This is a genomic window from Microbacterium sp. Ag1 (assembly GCF_001005635.1).
Classification (GTDB): domain Bacteria; phylum Actinomycetota; class Actinomycetes; order Actinomycetales; family Microbacteriaceae; genus Microbacterium; species Microbacterium oxydans.
In genome coordinates, this window is sequence record NZ_LBCR01000027.1 from 91,592 (window position 1) to 110,926 (window position 19,335).

Consider the following 19,335-nt stretch of genomic DNA (forward strand, 5'->3'; position numbering starts at 1 on the left):
GAGGGGCTACTCCGCGCGCAGGCGCAGCTGGGCCATGCCGCCGTCGACCTCGATGAAGGTTCCGGTGGTGGAGCCGGCTGACGGGCCCACGAGGTAGGCGACCGCCGCAGCGACCTCGTCGGGGCTGACCAGGCGTCCGTGGGGCTGGCGCGCTTCGAGGGCGGCGCGCTCCGCGGCGGGATCGGTGGCCGAGTCGAGAAGTCGCCCCACCCATGGGGTGTCTGCCGTTCCCGGGTTGACGGCGTTCACGCGGATGCCTTCGCGCAGGTGATCGGCGGCCATCGCACGGGTGAGGGCTGAGACCGCACCCTTCGACGCACTGTAGAGCGCGCGCTGCGGCAGGCCGGTGGTCGAGGCGATGGAAGCCGTGTTGCAGACCGCGGCCGCCGGCGACTTCCGCAGCCAGGGCAGGGCGGCAGACGTGACGCGGGCGATGCCGGTCACGTTGACCGAGAGCACTCGGGCCCACTCGTCGTCGTCGTTCGCGGCGATGTCGCCCTGCGCGCCGATACCGGCGTTGTTCACGACGATGTCGATGCGGCCGAACTTCTCGCCGACGGCAGCCACAGCGGCGTCGACGCTCGCGCGGTCGGAGACGTCGGCCGTGAAGGCGGCGAAGGCGGGGTCGGCCGTGGCGGTGTCGCGATCGAGCACCGCGATCGTCGCTCCGTCGGCGTGCAGGCGCTGTGCGATCGCCGCGCCGATTCCGGATGCTCCGCCGGTGACGATCGCCACCAGCCCGTTCAATGCGCTCATTTCCGGGCCTCCCATGCCACGAACTCCTGTCGCTGACGACCGAGGCCGTCGATCTCGATCTCGACCACGTCGCCCGCGGCCAGGTAGGGGTACTTGCCCGACAGTGCGACACCCTGCGGGGTGCCGGTGAGGATCAGGTCGCCGGGCTCGAGCGTCACGTACTGCGACAGGTGGTGCACGATCTGCTCGACCGTGAAGATCATGTCGCTCGTGTTCGAGTCCTGCCGCGGCTCGCCGTTCACGAAGCTGCGCAGGCCGAGCGCCTGGTGGTCGACCTCGTCGGGGGTGACCAGCCAGGGTCCGGTCGGATTGAAGCCGGCGGCGATCTTGCCCTTCGACCACTGCCCCCCGGAGACCGCCATCTGGAAGTCGCGCTCGGACACGTCGTTCGCGGCGACGAAGCCGGCCACGTGCGCCATCGACTCCTCCGGCGAGTCGAGGTACGCGGTGCGGGTGCCGATCACGATGCCGAGCTCGACCTCCCAGTCGGTCTTCTCGCTGCCGCGGGGGATCGTCACCGTGTCGTCAGGGCCGACGACCGTGTTCGGCGTCTTGAGGAAAAGGATCGGGATGGTGGGCGGCTCCGATCCCGACTCGGCCGCGTGGGCTGCGTAGTTCATGCCGATGCAGATCACGGCGCTCGGCCGTGCGATCGGGGCGCCGACGCGCAGGGAGGAGGCATCCGCGAGCTCGGGGAGCTCTCCGGCATCGCGGGCGGCGGTGACGCGGGAGCCGAAGTCGCTCTCGAGGAAGGCTCCGTCCACATCGGATGTTACGGGGCGGAGGTCGAGGTATCGGTCGCCCTCCACGAGGACGGGGATCTCATTCCCGGGGGTGCCGAGCCGCGCGAACTTCATGTTTCTCCTGATCGGTCGGGAGGCCGCGACGAGGCGGCCGGTCTCGTTGACAGTATAGACATCGGATGTTTACACTCCAAGAGATCCGCACGGAGAAATCACCCGTGCATGGAGAGGAATCCCGTGAGCCGTATCGTCGCCCTCGACACCACCGACATCCGCTTTCCCACGTCTCTGAGCCTGGACGGGTCGGATGCGATGAACCCCGACCCCGACTACTCGGCCGCGTACGTCATCGTGCGCACCGACGCGGACGACGACATCGAGGGGCACGCCTTCGTCTTCACGATCGGCCGCGGCAACGATGTGCAGGTCGCCGCGATCGACGCACTCGCCGGCCACCTCGTCGGACGCGAGATCGAGCCGCTGCTCGACGACATGGGCGGCACGTTCCGTGACATCATCGGCGACTCGCAGCTGCGCTGGCTGGGTCCTGAGAAGGGCGTCATGCACATGGCCATCGGCGCCGTCATCAATGCGCTGTGGGACATCAAGGCCAAGCGTGCAGGGCTTCCGCTCTGGCAGCTCCTCGCCCGGATGACGCCGGAGGAGCTCGTCGACCTCGTCGACTTCCGCTACCTCACCAACGCCCTCACCCGCGAGGACGCCCTCGGGATCCTGCGGGCCGCAGAGCCCGGTAGGGCCGAGCGGGAGCAGCAGCTGCTCGCCACCGGCTACCCGGGCTACACGACCAGCCCCGGCTGGCTCGGCTACTCCGATGAGAAGCTCGAACGTCTCGCCCGCGAGGCCATGGCCGACGGTTTCACCCAGATCAAGCTCAAGGTCGGTGCCGACCTGCAGGACGACATCCGCCGCTTCCGCAAGGCGCGCGAGGTGTGCGGCCCGGACTTCCCCATCGCGATCGACGCCAACCAGCGCTGGGAGGTGTCGGAGGCGATCGAGTGGGTGAACGCGCTCGCCGAGTTCCACCCCGCGTGGATCGAGGAGCCCACGAGCCCCGACGACGTGCTCGGTCATGCCGAGATCGCCAGAGGCATCGCCCCGATCCGCGTCGCCACCGGTGAGCACGCGCAGAACCGCGTCATCTTCAAGCAGCTGCTGCAGGCCGAGGCCATCTCCGTCATGCAGATCGACGCCGTGCGGGTCGCGGGCGTGAACGAGAACATCGCCAACCTGCTGCTCGCCGCCAAGTTCGGGGTGCCGGTCTGCCCGCATGCCGGCGGTGTCGGCCTGTGCGAGGCTGTGCAGCACCTGTCCATGTTCGACTTCGTCGCCGTCACCGGCACCCGCGAGGGCCGCATGATCGAGTTCGTCGACCACCTGCACGAGCACTTCGTCGTGCCCACCGACATCCAGGGCGGCTCTTACATGGCTCCCACCGCACCGGGCACGGGCATGGAGATGAAGGCTGAGAGCATCGCCGAGTACACCTGGACGGGCGCGCATGTCGGCGTCTGACGGTGTGATCGTGCCTGACCGCCTGACCGTCCCGACTCTCGGCTATGGTGCCGCCAACGTCGGCAACCTCTTCCGTGAGCTGTCCGACGACGACGCGTGGGCGGTGCTGGACGCGGCGTGGGAGAGCGGCATCCGCTTCTACGACACCGCTCCGCACTACGGCCTCGGGCTCTCCGAACGTCGCCTCGGCACCTTCCTGCAGACCAAGCCGCGCGACGAGTACGTGCTCTCGACCAAGGTCGGCCGGCTGCTGCGCCCGAACCCCGACCACGCCGGCGGCCTCGACACCGCGAACGACTTCCACGTGCCTGACGACCTCCAGCGCGTGTGGGACTTCTCGGCGGACGGCATCCGGACGAGCCTGGACGAGTCCCGCGAGCGGCTCGGCATCGAGCGCATCGACCTCCTCTACCTGCACGACCCGGAGCGGCACGACCTCGACCTCGCGCTCGCCGAGGCCCTTCCGGCCCTGGAGCAGCTGCGCGTGGACGGCGAGGTGACCGCGATCGGCATCGGCTCGATGGTGTCGGAAGCCCTCGCGGCATCCGTGCGTTCCGCCGACCTCGACCTCGTGATGGTGGCCGGCCGATACACGCTCCTTGAGCAGCCCGCGGCAGTCGACGTGCTGCCCGCGTGCCGGGAGACCGGGACCGGGATCGTCGCGGCGTCGGTGTTCAACTCCGGACTGCTGGCCTCGAACGAGCCGCGGAGGGATGGCCGCTACGAGTACGGGCAGCTCCCCGACGAGCTGTGGGACCGCCTGGTGCGCATCGCCGCGGTGTGCGCCGACCACGATGTGCCCCTGCCGGCCGCGGCGATCCAGTTCCCGTTGCAGTCCGAGGTCGTACGCTCGGTCGTGGTGGGTGGCAGTCGTCCGGCGCAGCTGCAGCAGAATGCGGAGTACGCCGCCCTCGACATCCCGGCCTCACTGTGGGAGGACCTCGCAGCGGAGGGGCTCATCCCGGCCGGCTCAGGCGTCTCCTGAACCACCCGACGGCTCGACGAGAGGAGCACTCGTGCTCGAAGGAATCCATCCCCTGCTGACGGGAGAGCTGCTGCTGCACCTCGACCGCATGGGGCACTCCGATGCCGTGGTCGTCGCCGACGCGCACTTCCCCGCGTGGGGTCTGGGCGCACGTGTGATCGACCTGCCCGGCACCACGACGCCCGAGGCGGTGGCTGCCATCCGCACCGTGCTGCCGCTGGACGACGCCCCCGGCCTCGATCTGATGACCTCGGCCGACGGCGAGGTGCTCGACGTGCAGCGCGAGCTCATGGCGGCGGCGGGCACAGCCGTGGACACGACGGCCTTCGTCGAGCGGTTCGCCTACTACGAGGTCGCGAAGACCGCGTATCTGATGGTGCGCACGGGTGAGACGCGCAAATACGGCAACGCGCTGCTGCGCAAGGGTGTGGTCGGCCACCCCTCGGCCTGACGAAGGAGCGAGGCCTCGCGGCAGCCAGGGAACGACCGTCTCAGCGACCGACGGTCGACTCCCGCACGATGAGCTCGGCGGGGAACGGCGTCGTCGCGGGCGGGGGTGCCGAGGGGGCGGCGAGCTGTGCCAGCAGGGCGATCCCGGCGGCGCGGCCGATCTCGTAGCCGGGCTGCCGCACGCTGGTGAGGGGGACGACACCCTGGTGCGCCTGGGCGACATCGTCGAACCCGATGAGTGCGATCTCCTCCGGCACGCGGACGCCGTGGCGCAGGAGCTGCGTGAGCACGCCGAGCGCCACCATGTCGTTCGCGGCGAACACGGCGTCGGGCCGCTCGGCGGGGGGCAGGGCGATGATCCGCATGCCGGCCTCCAGGCCGTCCTCGGTCGCCAAGTGCGGCACTTCGACCGTCGACACCGTCGCGTCCGTGTCGGCGACGGCTTCGCGGAGCCCGGCCAGACGATCGTTCGACTGGCTCACCGCCGGGTTCCCGAGGAACAGGATGCGTCGTCGCCCGAGATCGACGAGGTGCTTCCCCGCGAGGCGGCCGCCGGCACGATCGTCGAACAGCACGGATGCGACCTTCGATGAGTCGGGGATCGGTCCCACCACGACCGAGCGGATGCCGCGATCGGCGAGCGCCTCGAGGCGCGGTACGACGTCGCCGAGCGGATAGATGACGATGCCCTGCACACGGTGCGCCTCGAACATGTCGAGGTTGCGTCGCTCCTGTGTCTCGTCGCGGTCGCTGTTGCTGAAGAAGAGCGACCAGCCGCCCTCGCGCGCCACATCCTCGACGCCGCGCGAGAGGTCGTGGAAGTAGGGCAGCCAGGCATCGAGGAGGATGAGCGCCAGCGCCTTGCTCGAGCCGGCCCGCAGCTGCCGAGCGGATTCGTTGGGCACGAAGTCGAGCTCTTCGATCGCGGCCCGTACCCGCTCGCGGCTCGCGGCTCCGAGCACGTGCGGGTGATTGAGGTAGTTCGACACGGTGGAGGAGGAGACTCCCGCGAGGGCGGCGACGTCCTTGACGCTCGCTGGCATGGGGCTCCTTCATCTTCTTCGTCTTCATCGTCGCCGCGGCGATCGGGGCTCCTGACCGCGGTGGCGGCCTCAGGATATCGGAGGAGTTGCAACGTGCCAAGAAAGTTCTTGACACCGCTGCCGCCCCCGACGTAGCGTGACTCGCACACCGGACTTGGCACGTGCCAAGTCCGGGGCGGCGACGGTGCCGGACACCCGCTGTGAGAGGTCTCATGAACATCGGCTGTCACGGTCTGGTCTGGACGGGGAATTTCGATGCCGAGGGCATCCGTCTGGCGGTGCAGAAGACCAAGGAGGCGGGCTTCGACCTCATCGAGTTCCCGCTGATGGATCCGTTCTCCTTCGACGTCGCGGTCGCGAAGGATGCTCTCGAGGAATACGGCCTCGACGTCAGTGCGTCGCTCGGCCTGTCCGAGGCGACCGACGTCACGAGCTCCGACCCCGTGATCGTCGCGGCCGGTGAAGCCCTGCTCATCAAGGCCGTCGACGTGCTCGCGGATCTCGGAGGGAAGCACTTCTGCGGCGTGATCTACAGCGCGATGAAGAAGTACATGGAGCCGGTGACCACCGAAGCGCTCGCGAGCAGCCGGGACGTGATCGCGCGGGTGGCCGACCATGCCTCCGAGCGCGGAGTGTCGGTCTCGCTCGAGGTCGTGAACCGCTACGAGACGAACGTGCTCAACACGGCGCGGCAGGCTCTCGCGTACGTCGCCGAGGTCGACCGGCCGAATCTCGGGATCCACATCGACACGTACCACATGAACATCGAGGAGTCGGATATGTTCGCGCCGGTCCTCGATGCCGCCCCCGCCCTGCGCTACGTGCACATCGGCGAGAGCCACCGCGGCTATCTGGGAACCGGCACCGTCGACTTCGACGCGTTCTTCAAGGCGCTCGGGCGCATCGGGTACGACGGTCCGATCGTGTTCGAGTCGTTCTCGTCGGCGGTCGTCGCCCCTGACCTCAGCCGCATGCTCGGCATCTGGCGGAACCTCTGGAACGACAACGTCGAGCTGGGTGCCCACGCGAACGCCTACATCCGCGACAAGCTCGTCGCGGTCGAGTCGATCCGCCTGCACTGAGTCGGTGAAGGGCGGGAAAGATCAAGATGTCATTACAGGTCTTCCCAACCTCGTCGACGTTAGATACATTTAGATACAACTTGCGCTGCCCGTAGCGTAGGACGCAGAATTGATCCGATGTTTGCGGCGGAACGATCCGTCGACATCGAAGCAGAACCTTCAAGGAAGCAGGTGAGCGCATGAGTGGACCCATCCTCCGGGTCGAGGGGATCAGCAAAGGATTCCCCGGCGTGCAGGCGCTGAAGGACGTGCACCTCGAGGTGCACGCCGGCGAGGTGCTCGTGCTCGTGGGTGAGAACGGCGCGGGAAAGTCGACCCTGATGAAGATCCTCTCCGGGATCTACACCAAGGACGAGGGGACGATCACGTTCGAGGGTCAGGAGGTCGAGCTCACGAGCCCTCTTCAGGCGCAGGAGCTCGGCATCACGATCATCCATCAGGAGCTCAACCTGATGCCCGATCTGACCGTGGCGCAGAACATCTACGTCGGGCGGGAGCCGACGACGGGCCCGTTCCTGTCGGAGCGCAAGCTCAACGCCCAGACCGCAGACCTGCTGCAGCGCCTCGACATCCACCTGAACCCGCGGCAACTCGTCGGCGAGCTCACGGTGGCCGAGCAGCAGATGGTCGAGATCGCCAAGGCCCTGTCGTTCAACGCCAAGGTGCTCATCATGGACGAGCCCACCTCGGCTCTCACCGACACCGAGGTCGAGACGCTGTTCGTACTGATCGAGCAGCTCAAGGCGCGTGGTACCGGGATCGTCTACATCTCGCACCGCATGGACGAGCTGCGTCGCCTGGCCGATCGGGTGACCGTCCTGCGCGATGGCACATACATCGGATCACTCGACCGGTCCGAGATCACCATCCCGACGATCATCGAGATGATGGTCGGACGTGTGATCGACGAGGGAACCCGTCCTCAGGCCCGCGAGCACGCCAACGACCCGATCGTCCTCGATGTGCAGGGGCTGTCGACCAGGAACCTTCTCAAGGACGTGTCCTTCCAGCTGCACAAGGGCGAGATCCTCGGGTTCGCCGGGCTGATGGGTGCGGGACGCACCGAGACCGCGAGGGCGGTGATCGGCGCCGACCATCGCGACGGCGGCACCATCGCGATCGACGGTCGCACCGTGAAGATCGCCCAGCCCGCCGACGCGGTGCAGCACGGCGTCGGATACCTCTCGGAGGACCGCAAGCTCCTCGGGCTGATGCTCGAGCAGGACGTGACGTTCAACACCGTGCTGGCCTCGCTCGGCTCCTACGCCAACGCGATCGGCTGGATGGGCGACAGCAAGGCCAAGAACCGCACCAAGGAGTACGTGCAGCAGCTGCGGGTGAAGACCCCCTCGGTCAACCAGGTGGTCAAGCTCCTCTCCGGAGGCAACCAGCAGAAGGTCGTCATCGCCCGGTGGCTGATGCGCGACTGCGACATCCTCATCTTCGACGAACCGACGCGAGGCATCGACGTCGGCGCGAAGGAGGAGATCTACCGCCTCATGCAACAGCTCGCTGATGCAGGCAAATCCATCATCGTCATCTCATCCGAGCTCCCGGAGATCCTCCGCGTGGCGAACCGCATCGCGGTGTTCGCCAACGGCCGCATCACCGGGACGCTCCGCAACGAGGAAGCAAGCCAGGAGAAGATCATGCAACTCGCAGCCCACGGGGAGGAAGACTGATGAGCGCTCCGCAGCAGCCCGGATCGTCGACGACGACGATCATCCAGACCGCCGTGAACGAGAACACGGACAAGAGGGACGTCGGCGCGTTCCTGAAGCGTCAGTTCCAGCAGTCGCTGGCGTTCGGCACGCTCATCGTGCTGATCATCTTCTTCTCGATCGCCAGCCCGAACTTCTTCACCTTCAGCAACATCGCCACGGTGCTGCTGTCGACGGCGGTCATCGGCATCCTCGCCCTCGGCACCACCTTCGTCATCATCACCGGCGGCATCGACCTGTCGATCGGCACCGGCATGGCGCTGTGCGCCGTGATGACGGGTGTGTTCGTGACCAACATGGGGCTGCCGGTGTGGGTCGGCGTGATCGGCGGCGTCCTGACCGGTGTGCTGATGGGGCTCGTGAACGGTGTGAACATCACGTTCCTCCGCCTCCCGCCGTTCATCGCCACCCTCGCGATGATGATGATCGCGGGCGGCCTCGCCCTCGTGATCTCGGGTGTCGCACCGATCTACTTCTCGACGTCGGCCCCCGACTTCAAGAAGATCGCCCTCGGCGTGATCATCCCCGGCATCCCGAACGCCGTGCTCGTGACAGCGGTGCTCGCGGTCATCGCGTACCTGGTGCTGTCGAAGACGCTTCTCGGCCGGTACACGTTCGCGATCGGCTCGAACGAGGAGGCCACGCGCCTCTCGGGCGTCAACACGCGTCGTTGGACGATCCTCATCTACATGTTCGCCGGAGCTTTCACCGGGGTCGCCGGCATCGTCATCGCCTCGCGGCTGGATTCGGCCCAGCCGCAGATCGGCACCGGATACGAGCTGCAGGCGATCGCCGCGGTCATCATCGGCGGCACCTCGCTGCTGGGAGGACGCGGATCCATCCTCGGCACCGTGATCGGCGCCCTCATCATGAGCGTGCTCGTGAACGGGTTGCGCATCATGTCGATCCAGCCCGAGTGGCAGAACATCGTCGTCGGCGTGGTCGTGCTGCTCGCGGTGTTCCTCGACTCGCTGCGCAACCGACAGCGCACCTGAGACCTGGACGGCGGCGAAAACCCGTGCCCGTCGTCGTCCTCCGGCCCCGGCCGACACCCCGCGGAGACATCCGCACAGGCACCTGGAATGTCCACAGCGCCGGCTCGTCCGGCATCCACACAGAACAAACCGAGTCGTACCCAAACAATGGAGTTTTCATGAAATTCGGGAAGAAGACCGCACTCGTGGCCCTGGTGGCCGCATCCGCACTGGTGTTCGCCGGCTGTGCCGGCGGAGGCGGCGACGTGATCGAAGAGGGCTCGAGCAGCGGCGGCAGCAGCGACGGCGAGATGTACATCGCCATGGTCTCGAAGGGCTTCCAGCACCAGTTCTGGCAGGCCGTCAAGAAGGGAGCGGAGGACAAGGCGAAGGAGCTCGGCGTGAAGATCACGTTCGAGGGTCCTGCCGCCGAGACCGAGATCGCGCAGCAGCTCGAGATGCTGACCGCCGCGATCGACAAGAACCCGAACGCCATCGCCTACGCCGCCCTCGACCCCGAGGCGTGCGTCGCCCCCCTCGAGCAGGCCAAGGCGAAGGACATCCCCGTCGTCTACTTCGACGCCCCCTGCAACGGCGACGTCGGGCTCAGCCTGTCGGCCACCGACAGCAAGGTCGCCGGTGCGCTCGCTGCCGAGCACATGGCCGACCTGATCGGCGGCGAGGGCCAGGTCGCCATCGTCGGTCACTCGCAGATCAACTCGACCGGTGTCGAGCGCCGCGACGGCTTCGTCGACAAGATCGAGGCGGACTACCCCGACATCGAGATCGTCGACATCCAGTACGGTGACGGCGACCACCTCAAGTCGGCCGACATCGCCAAGACCCTGATCGCGGCCCACCCCGACCTCAAGGGCATCTACGGCACCAACGAAGGCTCCGCCATCGGTGTCGTGAACGCCGTGAACGAGCTGGGCCTCGAGAAGGGCAAGATCACGATCGTCGGCTTCGACTCCGGCGCAGCGCAGATCAACGCCATCAAGGACGGCACCATGGCCGGCGCCATCACGCAGGACCCGATCGGCATCGGCGCACAGGTCGTGCAGGCCGCCTACGACGCCGCCAACGGCGACTCCGTCGAGAAGTTCTACGACACCGGTTCGTACTGGTACGACAAGAGCAACATCGACGACGAGAAGATCGCGGCCGTGCTCTACGAGTGACACCGCAACGTTGAAGAAGCCCCTCACCTTCGGGTGGGGGGCTTCTTCGTGTCCGGACGCGGGCGGGGGATGGAATTCCACGATCGAGTCCGGGAATCGAGGTCAGGATCTGTCCGCGGTGACTGTCAGAGTGATCGCGACGAAAGGACTCACACCATGAGCAGCACACCCGCCCGCCCGGCTGGATCGAACACCATCAACCCCTTCCTCATGACCGATGACGCCGCCCGCATCATCGACTTCGTGATCGAGGTCTTCGGGGCGACCGATGTCCCCGAGGCCCGCACCGTCGACACCGACGGACTCATCCTGCATTCCGAGCTGCGCATCGGCGACTCCGTCATCACGGTCGCGGACCGTAAGCCGGACTGGCCCTTCACCCCCGGATTCATCCAGGTGTACGTCGACGACGTCGAGGGAACGCTCGCACGAGCCGTCGGACTCGGCGCCCGTATCGTGACCCGGCCGACGGACTTCTTCGGAGACACGTTCTCGCGCTTCGCCGATCCCTCGGGAAATCTCTGGTGGGTATACGCCCACGTTCCGCAGGAGCAGACGTGGGACGCGGACGGAACGGACGCATCCACGTGGAACGGATCGGCGGAAGATGCGGGCGCGGACGACCGCGATGCCGCCGAGGCGGACTGGTCGAGCTTCACGTCACCCGAGCTCGAGTACATCCACGAAAGCCTCGTCGAGGCGATGGCGTCCTTGCGGGATCCTCGGCTCGATCGCTGACGGCGACGGATCGTCAGATCCGACGGAGGAAGGTGAGCTGCGACGAGGGTTCGACGATGAGCTCCTGCAGCGCGGCGTTGAAGGGGACACCGGCGGGGGCGGAGAGATGGGCGTGGAAGGCCGCCTCATCGCGGTAGACCTCGTACACGAAGAAGCGGTCGGGATCGTCGACGAGCCGGGACGCGTCGAAGACGAGGTTGCCCTCCTCGGCGCGCACGACTTCGGCGAACGCACGCAGCAGGGTGGCCACCATGTCCCCGGTGCCTGGTCGTGCAGTGAAGGTGGCATGCAGGACGGTCGGCTCTGACACGGTGTCTCCTCGGGGCTGTCGGATGCGGATGTGGATGCCCATGTGCATGCTCTTGTTCCGGCCCATACTCGGGTTCAGGTGGAGAGCGTCAGCAGTCGGGCCGGTGTGGTCGCGAGCATCCGGTGCACGGCTTCGTCGCCGATCGCGTCGCGCAGGCGTGGGAGGTAGCGCTCGCCGAGGTAGGCGAGTCCTGGCATGCCGCCATAGGCGACGTACCGCGTGCGACGAGCCACGTCGCCACCGAGCACGATCCGGTCCCCGGCGCCGCGCTCCACGACAGCGACCGTCAGGGCGAGCAGCTCGGCATCGGAGCGGGTGCGGGGTCGTGCGAAGCCGTCGTAGCCGAGGTGGGCTCCGCGTTCCGCGAGGGAGACGTGCAGGCCGGGATCGGGGTCGCGGTCGGCGTGTGCGAGCACGACGCGGTCGGCGGACACCCCCTCGGCCGCGAGCAGATCGAGCACCTCGTGAGCCGCCGTGCCGAATTCCAGGTGCACCATGACCGGCGCCCCCGTCGCACGGTGCGCCTCGGCCACCGCGACCAGCGTGGTGCGCTCGAACGGGCTGATGCGCCAGTAGTCGGCGCCGCCCTTGAGCATCCCGGCGCGCACGGGTGCGCCGTCGGGCGCTGCGGCGATGGACACCTCTGGGGCCTCGAAGAGCTCCGCGTCGTCGGCGGGCATGCCACGTGTGATGTCGGCGATGAAGAGGGCGGCCAGACGGTCGGCGGTCCACACCTGCATCGGATGGTCTGCGCCGTAGTGGGCTTCACGGTGTCGGCCGGTCGTCGCGACGATGTGCAGTCCGGTCGACGCACTGATCCGCGCCAGGGCGGAGGCGTCGCGGCCGACACCGAAGGGGGTGGCATCCACCATCGCCTCGAATCCGCTCGCCTGCAGCAGGGCCGCCTCTTCGCCCGAGGCCTTCTCGTCGTCGAGCTCGTCTCCCGGCAGCAGCGGTGACACCTGGAACAGGTGCTCGTGGTAGTCCACGCGCCCGAGCAGCGCCGGGGCGATGTCCCCGAGCACCGTGCGGACGACGGCGGACATCAGCGCACCGACTCCGCGGCCTCGGCGAGTCGCTCGACGGTCTCGGGTGTGAGATCGAGCTCGAACACGTCGGCGACGACCTGCGACCAGCCGTGGATGAAGTAGCGCCAGCCGTCGACCACGTGCAGGTCGCGAACCGTGGCCTGCGCTTCGGCCTGATGGAGGAACTCGAGCGAGCCGCGGTAGTTGAACTCCCACGCGTACGCGCCATCGGGGAACACCACCGCGTCGGTCAGGGGGGAGCCGGGGCGGTCCTTCCCGAGTCCCGTCGCATTGGCGATCACCGAGCCGGCCGGCGCAGCCGCGACGAGGGCATCGGCTTCTTCCGGCGTCGTGGTGACGACGTATTCGATCAACCCCTCACGGGTGCCGTGCTGGCGGTGCACCTCGCGCAGGTGGTCGAGCTTGTCCTGCGTGCGGGCGGTCACCGTGATCCTCGACGGGGAGTCGGGGCGTTCGGCGAGAGCCCAGCTGAGAGCGGTGCCCGAGCCTCCGGCCCCGAGGATCACGACCGCAGCCCCCGTACGGGTGAAGTGGTCCGTGGGCAGGAAGTCGTTCAGCGCGAGGTCGACCGTGATCGGGTCCTTGGCCCTTCCCGACAGCGTCCGCCTCCGCTTGGAGATGCTGGAGATCTCGGAGCACGACACCGCGAACGGGTCGAGTTCGTCGAACAGGTCGGAGGCGGCGGCGAACACGTTCATCTTGTGCGTGGTCACCAGGGCCCCGCGGTGGTGCGGATCGTCGCGGATCTGCTCGACAATCGCGCGATACTGCGCGGGGTCGGCATCCATCGGCAGGTCGTGACCGACCAGGGTGCGCGTCGGCAGGTCGAGGATGTCGGCCCAGAGCGGGAACACCTTCATGATCGACGAGGAGGCGGTGGTCACCCCGACGAAGCCCATGTAGTCGGCGGCGACCGTCTCGGATCCGGAGGTCACGGTGTTGGCGGTGGTGGTCATCGGGTCTCCTCGGAGGCGGGGATCGGGACGGGATGCGCGGGCTCGCCGCCGGAGAGGACGGCGATCACGTCGGCGAGCGAGAGGGAGCCCATGTTGTCGACCGCCTGGGTGGTCTGCGCGCCGAGGTGCGGGGTCACGATGACCCGGTCGGCGAGCTCCGGCGCGAGCAGGGGACTCGCGTGCGCTGCGGTGTCCCCGTCGAGCGTGTCGGCCGCGTAACCGGCGAGCACGCCGTCGTGCAGTGCCCTGGCCACTGCCGCCTCGTCGATCAGGTCCCCTCGGGCGGTGTTGACCAGCACCGTGCCTGGCCGCATGCCGGCGAGGCGCTCCGCATCGACGAGTCGCTGGCCGCCCGGGGCGTGCAGAGTGATCACGTCGGCCGCGCGGAACAGGTCGTCGACCGAGGCGGGTTCCGCCCCGCGGGCGCGCACCACGTCGTCGGGCACGAACGGGTCGGCCGCGAGTACGCGCGGACCGAAGCCGCTCAGACGCGCAGCGACGCCCTGGCCGATCCGGCCGAAGCCGACGATGCCGACCGTGGCGGCGCCGAGCTCCCGTCCGCGCCGAACCCCCCAGTCGCCCGCGCGCACCCGGCGGTCGCCGTCCGGCACGAACCGCAGCGCGGCCAGCATCAGACCGACCGCGTGATCGGCCACGGCGTCGGCGTTCGCGCCGGGGGTGTTCGTCACGGGGATGCCGCGATCGCGCGCGGCAGCGAGGTCGACCGACTCGGTGCCCACTCCGTAACGGGCGACGATCTTGAGCTTCGGGGCCGCGGCGAGGTGCGCATCGGTGATGGCGCCGGTTCCTGCGATCCAGGCATCGGCGCCGTGCAGCAGCGACCGCAGCTCGTCCATGTCGTGGTGCGCGGGCCCGCGGAGGACGCGGTGTCCGGACTGCGCTGCCCGCTCCACCAGATCGAGGTCGCCGTCCGAGAAGGATCGGCTGGTGACGAGGATCACAGCCATCAGCGCGGCCGTCCGGCGAACCACGGCGCGAGGGCCGCGTAGGCATCCGTGAACCGCGCGTGCCGTTCGGCGTACACGGCATGGCGGCCGGCATCCGGGGTGAACTCGGCGGTGACCTCGCTGAGGGCACGTGCTGCCGAGAAGTCGGTGATCCCGAGCCCGACCGCGGCCGTCACGGCGGCTCCGAGGCTGTTCGCCTCCTCGACGATCGTGCGGCGACGAACGGGAACTCCCCAGACGTCGGCGAGCACCGACAGGTACACGTCGCTCTGCGCTCCGCCGCCGACCGCATCGATGCGGTCGATCACGGCGCCCGACGCGCGGAATGCCTGGATGCAGCTGAGCAGGTTGAACGCGGTGCCCTCCAGCACGGCGCGGACGAGGTGGGCCCTACCGTGGTGCCGCGAGAGACCGACGAATGCGCCACGGGCGTCCGGGTCCCACAGCGGGGAGCGCTCACCGAGCAGGTACGGGAGGAAGTAGAGGTCGTCGGTGTCGACATCGGCGGAGGCCTCGGCCGTCAGCCGTCCGGTCTCCGGGTGGGCGGGGTCGGGGGAGAGGGCCTCGGCGATCCACTGCACGGAAGCGCCGCCGGCCTGCATGGTCGCCGTGGGCACGAACGAGCCGGGGACGACGTTGTCGAACGTGAAGGTGCGCATTCCCGGATCGTGCAGCGGAGCGTCCGCTGCGAACGAGATCCATGACGAGGTGCCGAGGCACACGTAGGCGCCGTCCTCCGGAGCGACCACGCCCGATCCGACCGCGGCCAGGGGACCGTCGCCGCCGCCCATCACCACCCGCACGCCCGTGTGCAGCCCGAGCGCGGCCGCAGCGGCATCCGTCAGCGCTCCCGCGATCTGCGTCGACTCCAGGATCTCGGGGAACAGCGCGCGGTCGAGGCGTGCGGTCCGCAGCACCTCGTCCGACCAGGTGCCGGCCGCCTGGTCGTAGGCGTTGGTGCCTGACGCGTCGGAACGGTCCGTCGCCAGACGCCCGGTGAGGCGCAGCACGATGAAGTCCTTCGCGACACAGACCCGGCGCACGCGCGCCCAGACGTCGGGCTCGTTGTCGCGCACCCACATGATCTTCTCGACCGAGTAGGTGGGGTTCAGACGGTGCCCCAGGATCCCGTACGCGCGTTCGGCGCCGATCGCGTCCTCGAGCTCGCGCTGCTGGGCTCCGGCTCTCGTGTCGGCCCAGATGATCGCCGGTCGCGCGGGCTCGCCCTCGGCATCGAGGAGGACGGCGCCCATCATCTGTCCGCTCACCACGAGTCCGACGATGTCGCTCGTGGGCGTGCTGGTGCGGGCGATCAGGTCACGTGTGGCGGCGACGACCGCGTTCCACCAGTCGTCCGGGTTCTGCTCGGCGACGCCGCCCGCGGCGAAGTGCGCGGGGTAGGCGACGGTGACCGAGGCGACGATCCGGCCGTCGTCGTGGTGCAGGGAGGCCTTGTTCCCCGTCGTGCCCAGGTCGTGCGCGATGATCATGGCGGCGCCTATCCCGCGTACGGACGCAGCTCGACGCCCTCGGGCGACCGGTAAGCCCGCGAACCCATCCCGTGCTCCAGCACCCAGCCGTAGTCGTGGCCCGCTCCACCCGGGTACACCGCGAGGAAGGAGTACGGCTCGTCGCCGGTGTTCACCGAGCGGTGCGCCCACCCAGGCGGGATGTAGCCGATCGTGCCAGGGAGCATGTCGAGCCATTCGGTGCGCTCGCCGTCGAACATGAGCAGTCCGCCGCGACCTTTCAGCGCCAGGTAGATCTCGCCCTGATGGTTCGGGTGCTGGTGGCCCTTGGTCATCCAGAGCTCTCCGCTCGTGTCCCCGGGCATGATCGTGGTGATCGACTGGGGCAGCTCGCGGTCGACCTCGGGCACGGGGGAGCTGACCACGGTGTAGACCACGGGGTTCTCGCCGGCTGATGCCGTGGCCCAGGCCTCTGCGTCGAGGAAGAGCCCTTCGAGGTCGGACATCCGCCGGGTGAGAGTCGGCCCTTCGGGCGAGAGCGTGAGCTTCTCGGCGTCGAAGGCGATCGCCAGGGGGGAGATCGGCGGGGCGTGGAACTCGGGCATCGGTGCTCCTCGTAACGGGTGCTGCGACGCTGCGCAACCTGTAATGACAGGTTCACCCTACCTGTTATGACAGGTGGCGTCCAGAGCGGGTTGCACTCTCGCACGCGATGAGGATGAGCGCGCGCAGCGACGGGCTCCCCGGTCCGGTGCACGGCACACCGCGGAGAGCCCGCCCTGTACTCGGGTCAGCTCGCGCCCGACCCCGCGACCGCAGCATCGATGAGGTCGGCGATCGCCGCCGGCTGCGAGGCCAGCGAGGCGTGGCTGGCGTCGAGCTCGACGACCTGACGCGGGTTCATGCGCGTCGCCATGCGTCGTTCGTTGTCGGGATTGATCATCCGGTCGGCGGTCGAGACCTGGTACCAGGTGGGCTTCGCCTTCCATGCGGGCGCCGTCACGGTGTCACCGAACGTCGACCCCAGGGGGGCCTTCTGGGTGACGGCCATGACCAGCGCGTCGTCGGCGGAGAGGTCCTGGGCGAAGCTCTCGTGGAAGCGGTCCTGTGCGATCCACAGATAGCCGTCCGAGTCGGGGGCGATGGCGTCGACCGCGGCCGGTGGGTTCTCCTGAGTGATCTGCCCTGCGCTCTCGCCGGCGTCGGGAGCGAACGCCGCCACGTAGACGAGGCCCACCACGTTGGGCAGGTCGCCGGCCTCCGTGATGACGGTGCCGCCGTAGGAGTGCCCGACGAGGAGGACGGGGCCGTCGATCTGACGGACCATCTTCTGCGTGCGCTCTGCGTCGTCGGCGAGGGAGGTGAGCGGGTTCTCGACCGCGTGCAGATCGTCGTAGCCGCGGCGACGGAGTTCGAGGATCAGGGGACCCCAGTGAGCAGCCCTGACGCACCAGTCACGGTCCGCCTTCGCCCACCGGTTCACCGCCGTCGTCGGTCAGTCGCCCGCCGCCTACGTGGCGGAGCGTCGGATGCTTGCCGCCTCGAAGCTTCTCGAGACCACGGCGATGGCGGTCGGTGCCGTCGCGCATGCGGTCGGGTTCGAATCGGAGGCGGCGTTCTCGCGAGCCTTCCGCCGGCGCTTCGGTCGTTCACCGCTGGCCTGGCGGAAGCACTCCCGCCCGCGCATGGCGGGTGTCGGCGCGGGTGCGTCGGAGGAGGCTCCTGCGCCGGCTCAGGCCCAGGACTCTGTGTCGGCTCAGGAGTCGGCGTCGGCTCAGGACTCGGCGCGGCGCGCGCGGTAGGCGGCGACGGCGTTGCGGTTCGCGCACGTGGTGGAGCAATAGCGCTTCGAGCGGTTGCGGGAGAGGTCGAGCGCGATGGCCTGGCAGGTATCGTCCTCGCAGACCGTGAGGCGCGAGCCCTCGTCGGCACGGATGACGTCGATCAGGGCCATCGCGGTCTCGATCAGGATGCGTTCGGCAAGGGGCTGCTCGTCCGCCACCGCGTGCAGATGCCAGTCCACGCCGTCATGACGGCGCAGCGCGGGGGTGAGGCGGGACTCCGCGAGGGCGTCGTTGACGTGCGCGGCCATCTCGTCGCGCGGCGCCAGCAGCATCGCACGGAGCCGGGGACGCAGTCCGCGAAGCGAGGCGACCTCGGCCTCATCGCGGTCCAGGCGGCCGGTGTAGGGGAACTCGTGGAGGAAGGTGCCCTCGTCGTCGATGTCGGTGAGTGTGTCCGGCTGCTCCGCCGAGTTCGCGAGCCAGACCGCGGAGCGCAACGCCTCTTCCGTGTCATCGGTGAAGATCATATTGACATGTTACAACGCGCGGGAGTAGCGTCATCGATCATGAGTACGGTGAGCAATGACGCGGTTGTGCACTCCGCCAGGGGTGTGCGTCTCGGGCTGCCGCTCGCCCTCGCCGCGGCCTTCGCCTTCGGCATGTCGGGCGGATGGGCGCGGGGGCTCATCGACGCAGGGTGGAGTCCCGGTGCCGCCGTCACCGCGCGCATCTGGGTCGCCGCCCTCGTGCTGCTCGTCCCCACGATCCTGTCGCTGCGAGGACGGTGGACGCTGCTGCGGCGCAATGCGGGCATGATCCTCGCCTACGGGCTGCTCGCGGTCGCCGCGACCCAGCTCTTCTACTTCCAGGCGGTCGCGGTCATGGACGTCGGGCTGGCGCTGCTCATCGAGTACACCGCCCCGGTCGCGGTACTGCTGTGGCTCTGGCTGCGGAGAGGGGAGCGGCCGAGCCGCAAGAGCCTGCTCGGTGCGGCGATCGCTTTCGTCGGGCTCGTGCTCATGCTCGACGTCCTCACGGGTGCCGACGTCAACGTGCCCGGAATCCTGTGGGCCCTCGGCGCCATGGTGGGCGCTGCCGCCTACTTCGTGCTGTCCGCCAAGGCCGACACGGGATTGCCGCCCCTCGCCCTGGCCGGCAGCGGGCTCCTGCTCGGGGCGCTGGGGCTGACTGCGGCCGGCGCGATCGGCGTGCTGCCGATCGCATGGACGACCGACGACATCTCCTACCGGTTCGGCAGTGTTCCCTGGTTCGTCCCGGTGCTCGCGATGGGGGTGGTGGCGACCGCTCTCGCCTATCTGCTGGGCATCGCCTCGACGCGCATGCTGGGGTCGCGGCTCGCTTCCTTTGTCGCACTCGCGGAGGTCGTGGCCGCGCTGCTGTTCGGCTGGCTGCTGCTCGGCCAGCTCCCCGACCTGCTGCAGGCCTTCGGCGGTGTGCTGGTGTTGATCGGCGTGGTCGTGGTGAAGCTCGGCGAGCCCGCCCCTCGCGACCAGAGCGGAGTTTTGTATACGTACAGTCGGCGTAGGGGGTGACAGGAGGCACGCAGGGCGGGTTTATGTATACACTGAGGGG

General features: G+C 68.7%; 21 protein-coding genes. 10 read left to right on the forward strand and 11 right to left on the reverse strand.

What is annotated here, in order from left to right:
- Positions 1-6: 6 nt before the first annotated feature.
- Together AAY78_RS06545 and AAY78_RS06550 are read right to left on the reverse strand one after the other, a co-directional pair.
- Positions 7-756 carry an SDR family NAD(P)-dependent oxidoreductase gene (locus AAY78_RS06545; protein WP_046747526.1) on the reverse strand — a complete coding sequence of 250 codons (750 nt, stop codon included), beginning with the start codon at positions 754-756 and terminating at the stop codon, positions 7-9.
- Entirely contained in the window at positions 753-1,613 is an 861-nt protein-coding gene (locus tag AAY78_RS06550; RefSeq protein ID WP_046747527.1) for a fumarylacetoacetate hydrolase family protein, read from the reverse strand. The genes AAY78_RS06545 and AAY78_RS06550 overlap by 4 nt, the downstream gene beginning before the upstream one ends.
- 123 nt (positions 1,614-1,736) lie before the next feature.
- Here AAY78_RS06550 and AAY78_RS06555 point away from each other — a divergent pair, with 123 nt between their 5' ends.
- The 3 genes from AAY78_RS06555 to AAY78_RS06565 are packed head-to-tail and all read left to right on the forward strand — an operon-like array spanning position 1,737 to position 4,468.
- The gene (locus tag AAY78_RS06555; protein WP_046747528.1) at positions 1,737-3,032 is read left to right on the forward strand and encodes an L-fuconate dehydratase; all 1,296 of its coding nucleotides are present in this window, start codon (positions 1,737-1,739) and stop codon (positions 3,030-3,032) included.
- Positions 3,019-4,017, forward strand: a complete 999-nt coding sequence (locus AAY78_RS06560) for an aldo/keto reductase (RefSeq protein WP_046747529.1) — start codon at positions 3,019-3,021, stop codon at positions 4,015-4,017. Before AAY78_RS06555 ends, AAY78_RS06560 begins: the two co-directional genes overlap by 14 nt.
- Before the next feature lie 31 nt (positions 4,018-4,048).
- Positions 4,049-4,468, forward strand: a complete 420-nt coding sequence (locus AAY78_RS06565) for an RbsD/FucU family protein (RefSeq protein ID WP_046747530.1) — start codon at positions 4,049-4,051, stop codon at positions 4,466-4,468.
- A gap of 40 nt (positions 4,469-4,508) precedes the next feature.
- Here AAY78_RS06565 and AAY78_RS06570 read toward each other — a convergent pair whose 3' ends face one another.
- Positions 4,509-5,510, reverse strand: coding sequence for a LacI family DNA-binding transcriptional regulator (locus AAY78_RS06570; protein WP_046747531.1), 1,002 nt, complete (start codon positions 5,508-5,510; stop codon positions 4,509-4,511).
- Between the two features lie 212 nt (positions 5,511-5,722).
- Between AAY78_RS06570 and AAY78_RS06575 the strand changes: the two genes are divergently transcribed.
- From AAY78_RS06575 to AAY78_RS06595, 5 genes are all read left to right on the forward strand, one after another.
- Positions 5,723-6,592 carry a sugar phosphate isomerase/epimerase family protein gene (locus AAY78_RS06575; protein WP_046747532.1) on the forward strand — a complete coding sequence of 290 codons (870 nt, stop codon included), beginning with the start codon at positions 5,723-5,725 and terminating at the stop codon, positions 6,590-6,592.
- A gap of 179 nt (positions 6,593-6,771) precedes the next feature.
- Positions 6,772-8,274 (forward strand): sugar ABC transporter ATP-binding protein, encoded by a 1,503-nt coding sequence (locus AAY78_RS06580; RefSeq protein ID WP_046747533.1) that lies wholly within the window; start codon positions 6,772-6,774, stop codon positions 8,272-8,274.
- Positions 8,274-9,308 carry an ABC transporter permease gene (locus AAY78_RS06585; RefSeq protein ID WP_171011018.1) on the forward strand — a complete coding sequence of 345 codons (1,035 nt, stop codon included), beginning with the start codon at positions 8,274-8,276 and terminating at the stop codon, positions 9,306-9,308. Before AAY78_RS06580 ends, AAY78_RS06585 begins: the two co-directional genes overlap by 1 nt.
- 158 nt (positions 9,309-9,466) lie before the next feature.
- Complete coding sequence (locus AAY78_RS06590; protein ID WP_046747534.1) at positions 9,467-10,468, forward strand: ABC transporter substrate-binding protein; 1,002 nt, start codon at positions 9,467-9,469, stop codon at positions 10,466-10,468.
- 156 nt (positions 10,469-10,624) lie between these two features.
- Positions 10,625-11,206, forward strand: coding sequence for a VOC family protein (locus tag AAY78_RS06595; protein ID WP_046747535.1), 582 nt, complete (start codon positions 10,625-10,627; stop codon positions 11,204-11,206).
- Positions 11,207-11,219: 13 nt separating this feature from the next.
- Here the strand turns inward: AAY78_RS06595 and AAY78_RS06600 are convergent, their stop codons facing one another.
- From AAY78_RS06600 to AAY78_RS06630, 7 genes are all read right to left on the reverse strand, one after another.
- On the reverse strand, positions 11,220-11,516 hold the full coding sequence (locus AAY78_RS06600; RefSeq protein WP_231589672.1) for a putative quinol monooxygenase: 297 nt from the start codon (positions 11,514-11,516) through the stop codon (positions 11,220-11,222).
- A gap of 74 nt (positions 11,517-11,590) precedes the next feature.
- Positions 11,591-12,562 carry a phosphotriesterase family protein gene (locus AAY78_RS06605; RefSeq protein WP_046747536.1) on the reverse strand — a complete coding sequence of 324 codons (972 nt, stop codon included), beginning with the start codon at positions 12,560-12,562 and terminating at the stop codon, positions 11,591-11,593.
- The gene (locus tag AAY78_RS06610) at positions 12,562-13,521 is read right to left on the reverse strand and encodes a shikimate dehydrogenase family protein (protein WP_082108592.1); all 960 of its coding nucleotides are present in this window, start codon (positions 13,519-13,521) and stop codon (positions 12,562-12,564) included. The genes AAY78_RS06605 and AAY78_RS06610 overlap by 1 nt, the downstream gene beginning before the upstream one ends.
- On the reverse strand, positions 13,518-14,513 hold the full coding sequence (locus tag AAY78_RS06615) for a phosphoglycerate dehydrogenase (RefSeq protein ID WP_082108593.1): 996 nt from the start codon (positions 14,511-14,513) through the stop codon (positions 13,518-13,520). The genes AAY78_RS06610 and AAY78_RS06615 overlap by 4 nt, the downstream gene beginning before the upstream one ends.
- Positions 14,489-15,979: a xylulokinase gene (gene xylB / locus AAY78_RS06620; RefSeq protein WP_046747537.1), complete on the reverse strand. Its 1,491-nt coding sequence runs from the start codon at positions 15,977-15,979 to the stop codon at positions 14,489-14,491. The genes AAY78_RS06615 and xylB overlap by 25 nt, the downstream gene beginning before the upstream one ends.
- Positions 15,980-15,987: 8 nt before the next feature.
- Complete coding sequence (locus AAY78_RS06625; protein ID WP_046747538.1) at positions 15,988-16,563, reverse strand: glucose-6-phosphate isomerase family protein; 576 nt, start codon at positions 16,561-16,563, stop codon at positions 15,988-15,990.
- Between the two features lie 185 nt (positions 16,564-16,748).
- Positions 16,749-17,441, reverse strand: a complete 693-nt coding sequence (locus AAY78_RS06630; RefSeq protein ID WP_046747539.1) for an alpha/beta hydrolase — start codon at positions 17,439-17,441, stop codon at positions 16,749-16,751.
- Here AAY78_RS06630 and AAY78_RS06635 point away from each other — a divergent pair.
- Entirely contained in the window at positions 17,401-17,760 is a 360-nt protein-coding gene (locus AAY78_RS06635) for a helix-turn-helix transcriptional regulator (RefSeq protein ID WP_082108594.1), read from the forward strand. The two genes, AAY78_RS06630 and AAY78_RS06635, sit on opposite strands and share 41 nt — an antisense overlap.
- Here AAY78_RS06635 and AAY78_RS06640 read toward each other — a convergent pair.
- Entirely contained in the window at positions 17,733-18,269 is a 537-nt protein-coding gene (locus tag AAY78_RS06640; protein ID WP_046747541.1) for a CGNR zinc finger domain-containing protein, read from the reverse strand. The genes AAY78_RS06635 and AAY78_RS06640 overlap by 28 nt on opposite strands.
- Before the next feature lie 39 nt (positions 18,270-18,308).
- On the opposite strand from AAY78_RS06640, the gene AAY78_RS06645 reads away from it, so the two are divergent.
- Entirely contained in the window at positions 18,309-19,295 is a 987-nt protein-coding gene (locus AAY78_RS06645) for an EamA family transporter (RefSeq protein WP_046747542.1), read from the forward strand.
- Positions 19,296-19,335: the final 40 nt, after the last annotated feature.

What these genes read in the sequence shown, in the direction of transcription:
- AAY78_RS06545 (WP_046747526.1), bottom strand. Translation starts at nt 756, where the DNA reads ATGAGCGCATTGAACGGGCTGGTGGCGATCGTCACCGGCGGAGCATCC.
- AAY78_RS06550 (WP_046747527.1), bottom strand. Translation starts at nt 1,613, where the DNA reads ATGAAGTTCGCGCGGCTCGGCACCCCCGGGAATGAGATCCCCGTCCTC.
- AAY78_RS06560 (WP_046747529.1), top strand. Translation starts at nt 3,019, where the DNA reads ATGTCGGCGTCTGACGGTGTGATCGTGCCTGACCGCCTGACCGTCCCG.
- AAY78_RS06570 (WP_046747531.1), bottom strand. Translation starts at nt 5,510, where the DNA reads ATGCCAGCGAGCGTCAAGGACGTCGCCGCCCTCGCGGGAGTCTCCTCC.
- AAY78_RS06575 (WP_046747532.1), top strand. Translation starts at nt 5,723, where the DNA reads ATGAACATCGGCTGTCACGGTCTGGTCTGGACGGGGAATTTCGATGCC.
- AAY78_RS06580 (WP_046747533.1), top strand. Translation starts at nt 6,772, where the DNA reads ATGAGTGGACCCATCCTCCGGGTCGAGGGGATCAGCAAAGGATTCCCC.
- AAY78_RS06585 (WP_171011018.1), top strand. Translation starts at nt 8,274, where the DNA reads ATGAGCGCTCCGCAGCAGCCCGGATCGTCGACGACGACGATCATCCAG.
- AAY78_RS06590 (WP_046747534.1), top strand. Translation starts at nt 9,467, where the DNA reads ATGAAATTCGGGAAGAAGACCGCACTCGTGGCCCTGGTGGCCGCATCC.
- AAY78_RS06595 (WP_046747535.1), top strand. Translation starts at nt 10,625, where the DNA reads ATGAGCAGCACACCCGCCCGCCCGGCTGGATCGAACACCATCAACCCC.
- AAY78_RS06605 (WP_046747536.1), bottom strand. Translation starts at nt 12,562, where the DNA reads ATGTCCGCCGTCGTCCGCACGGTGCTCGGGGACATCGCCCCGGCGCTG.
- AAY78_RS06610 (WP_082108592.1), bottom strand. Translation starts at nt 13,521, where the DNA reads ATGACCACCACCGCCAACACCGTGACCTCCGGATCCGAGACGGTCGCC.
- xylB (WP_046747537.1), bottom strand. Translation starts at nt 15,979, where the DNA reads ATGATCATCGCGCACGACCTGGGCACGACGGGGAACAAGGCCTCCCTG.
- AAY78_RS06625 (WP_046747538.1), bottom strand. Translation starts at nt 16,563, where the DNA reads ATGCCCGAGTTCCACGCCCCGCCGATCTCCCCCCTGGCGATCGCCTTC.
- AAY78_RS06640 (WP_046747541.1), bottom strand. Translation starts at nt 18,269, where the DNA reads ATGATCTTCACCGATGACACGGAAGAGGCGTTGCGCTCCGCGGTCTGG.
- AAY78_RS06645 (WP_046747542.1), top strand. Translation starts at nt 18,309, where the DNA reads ATGAGTACGGTGAGCAATGACGCGGTTGTGCACTCCGCCAGGGGTGTG.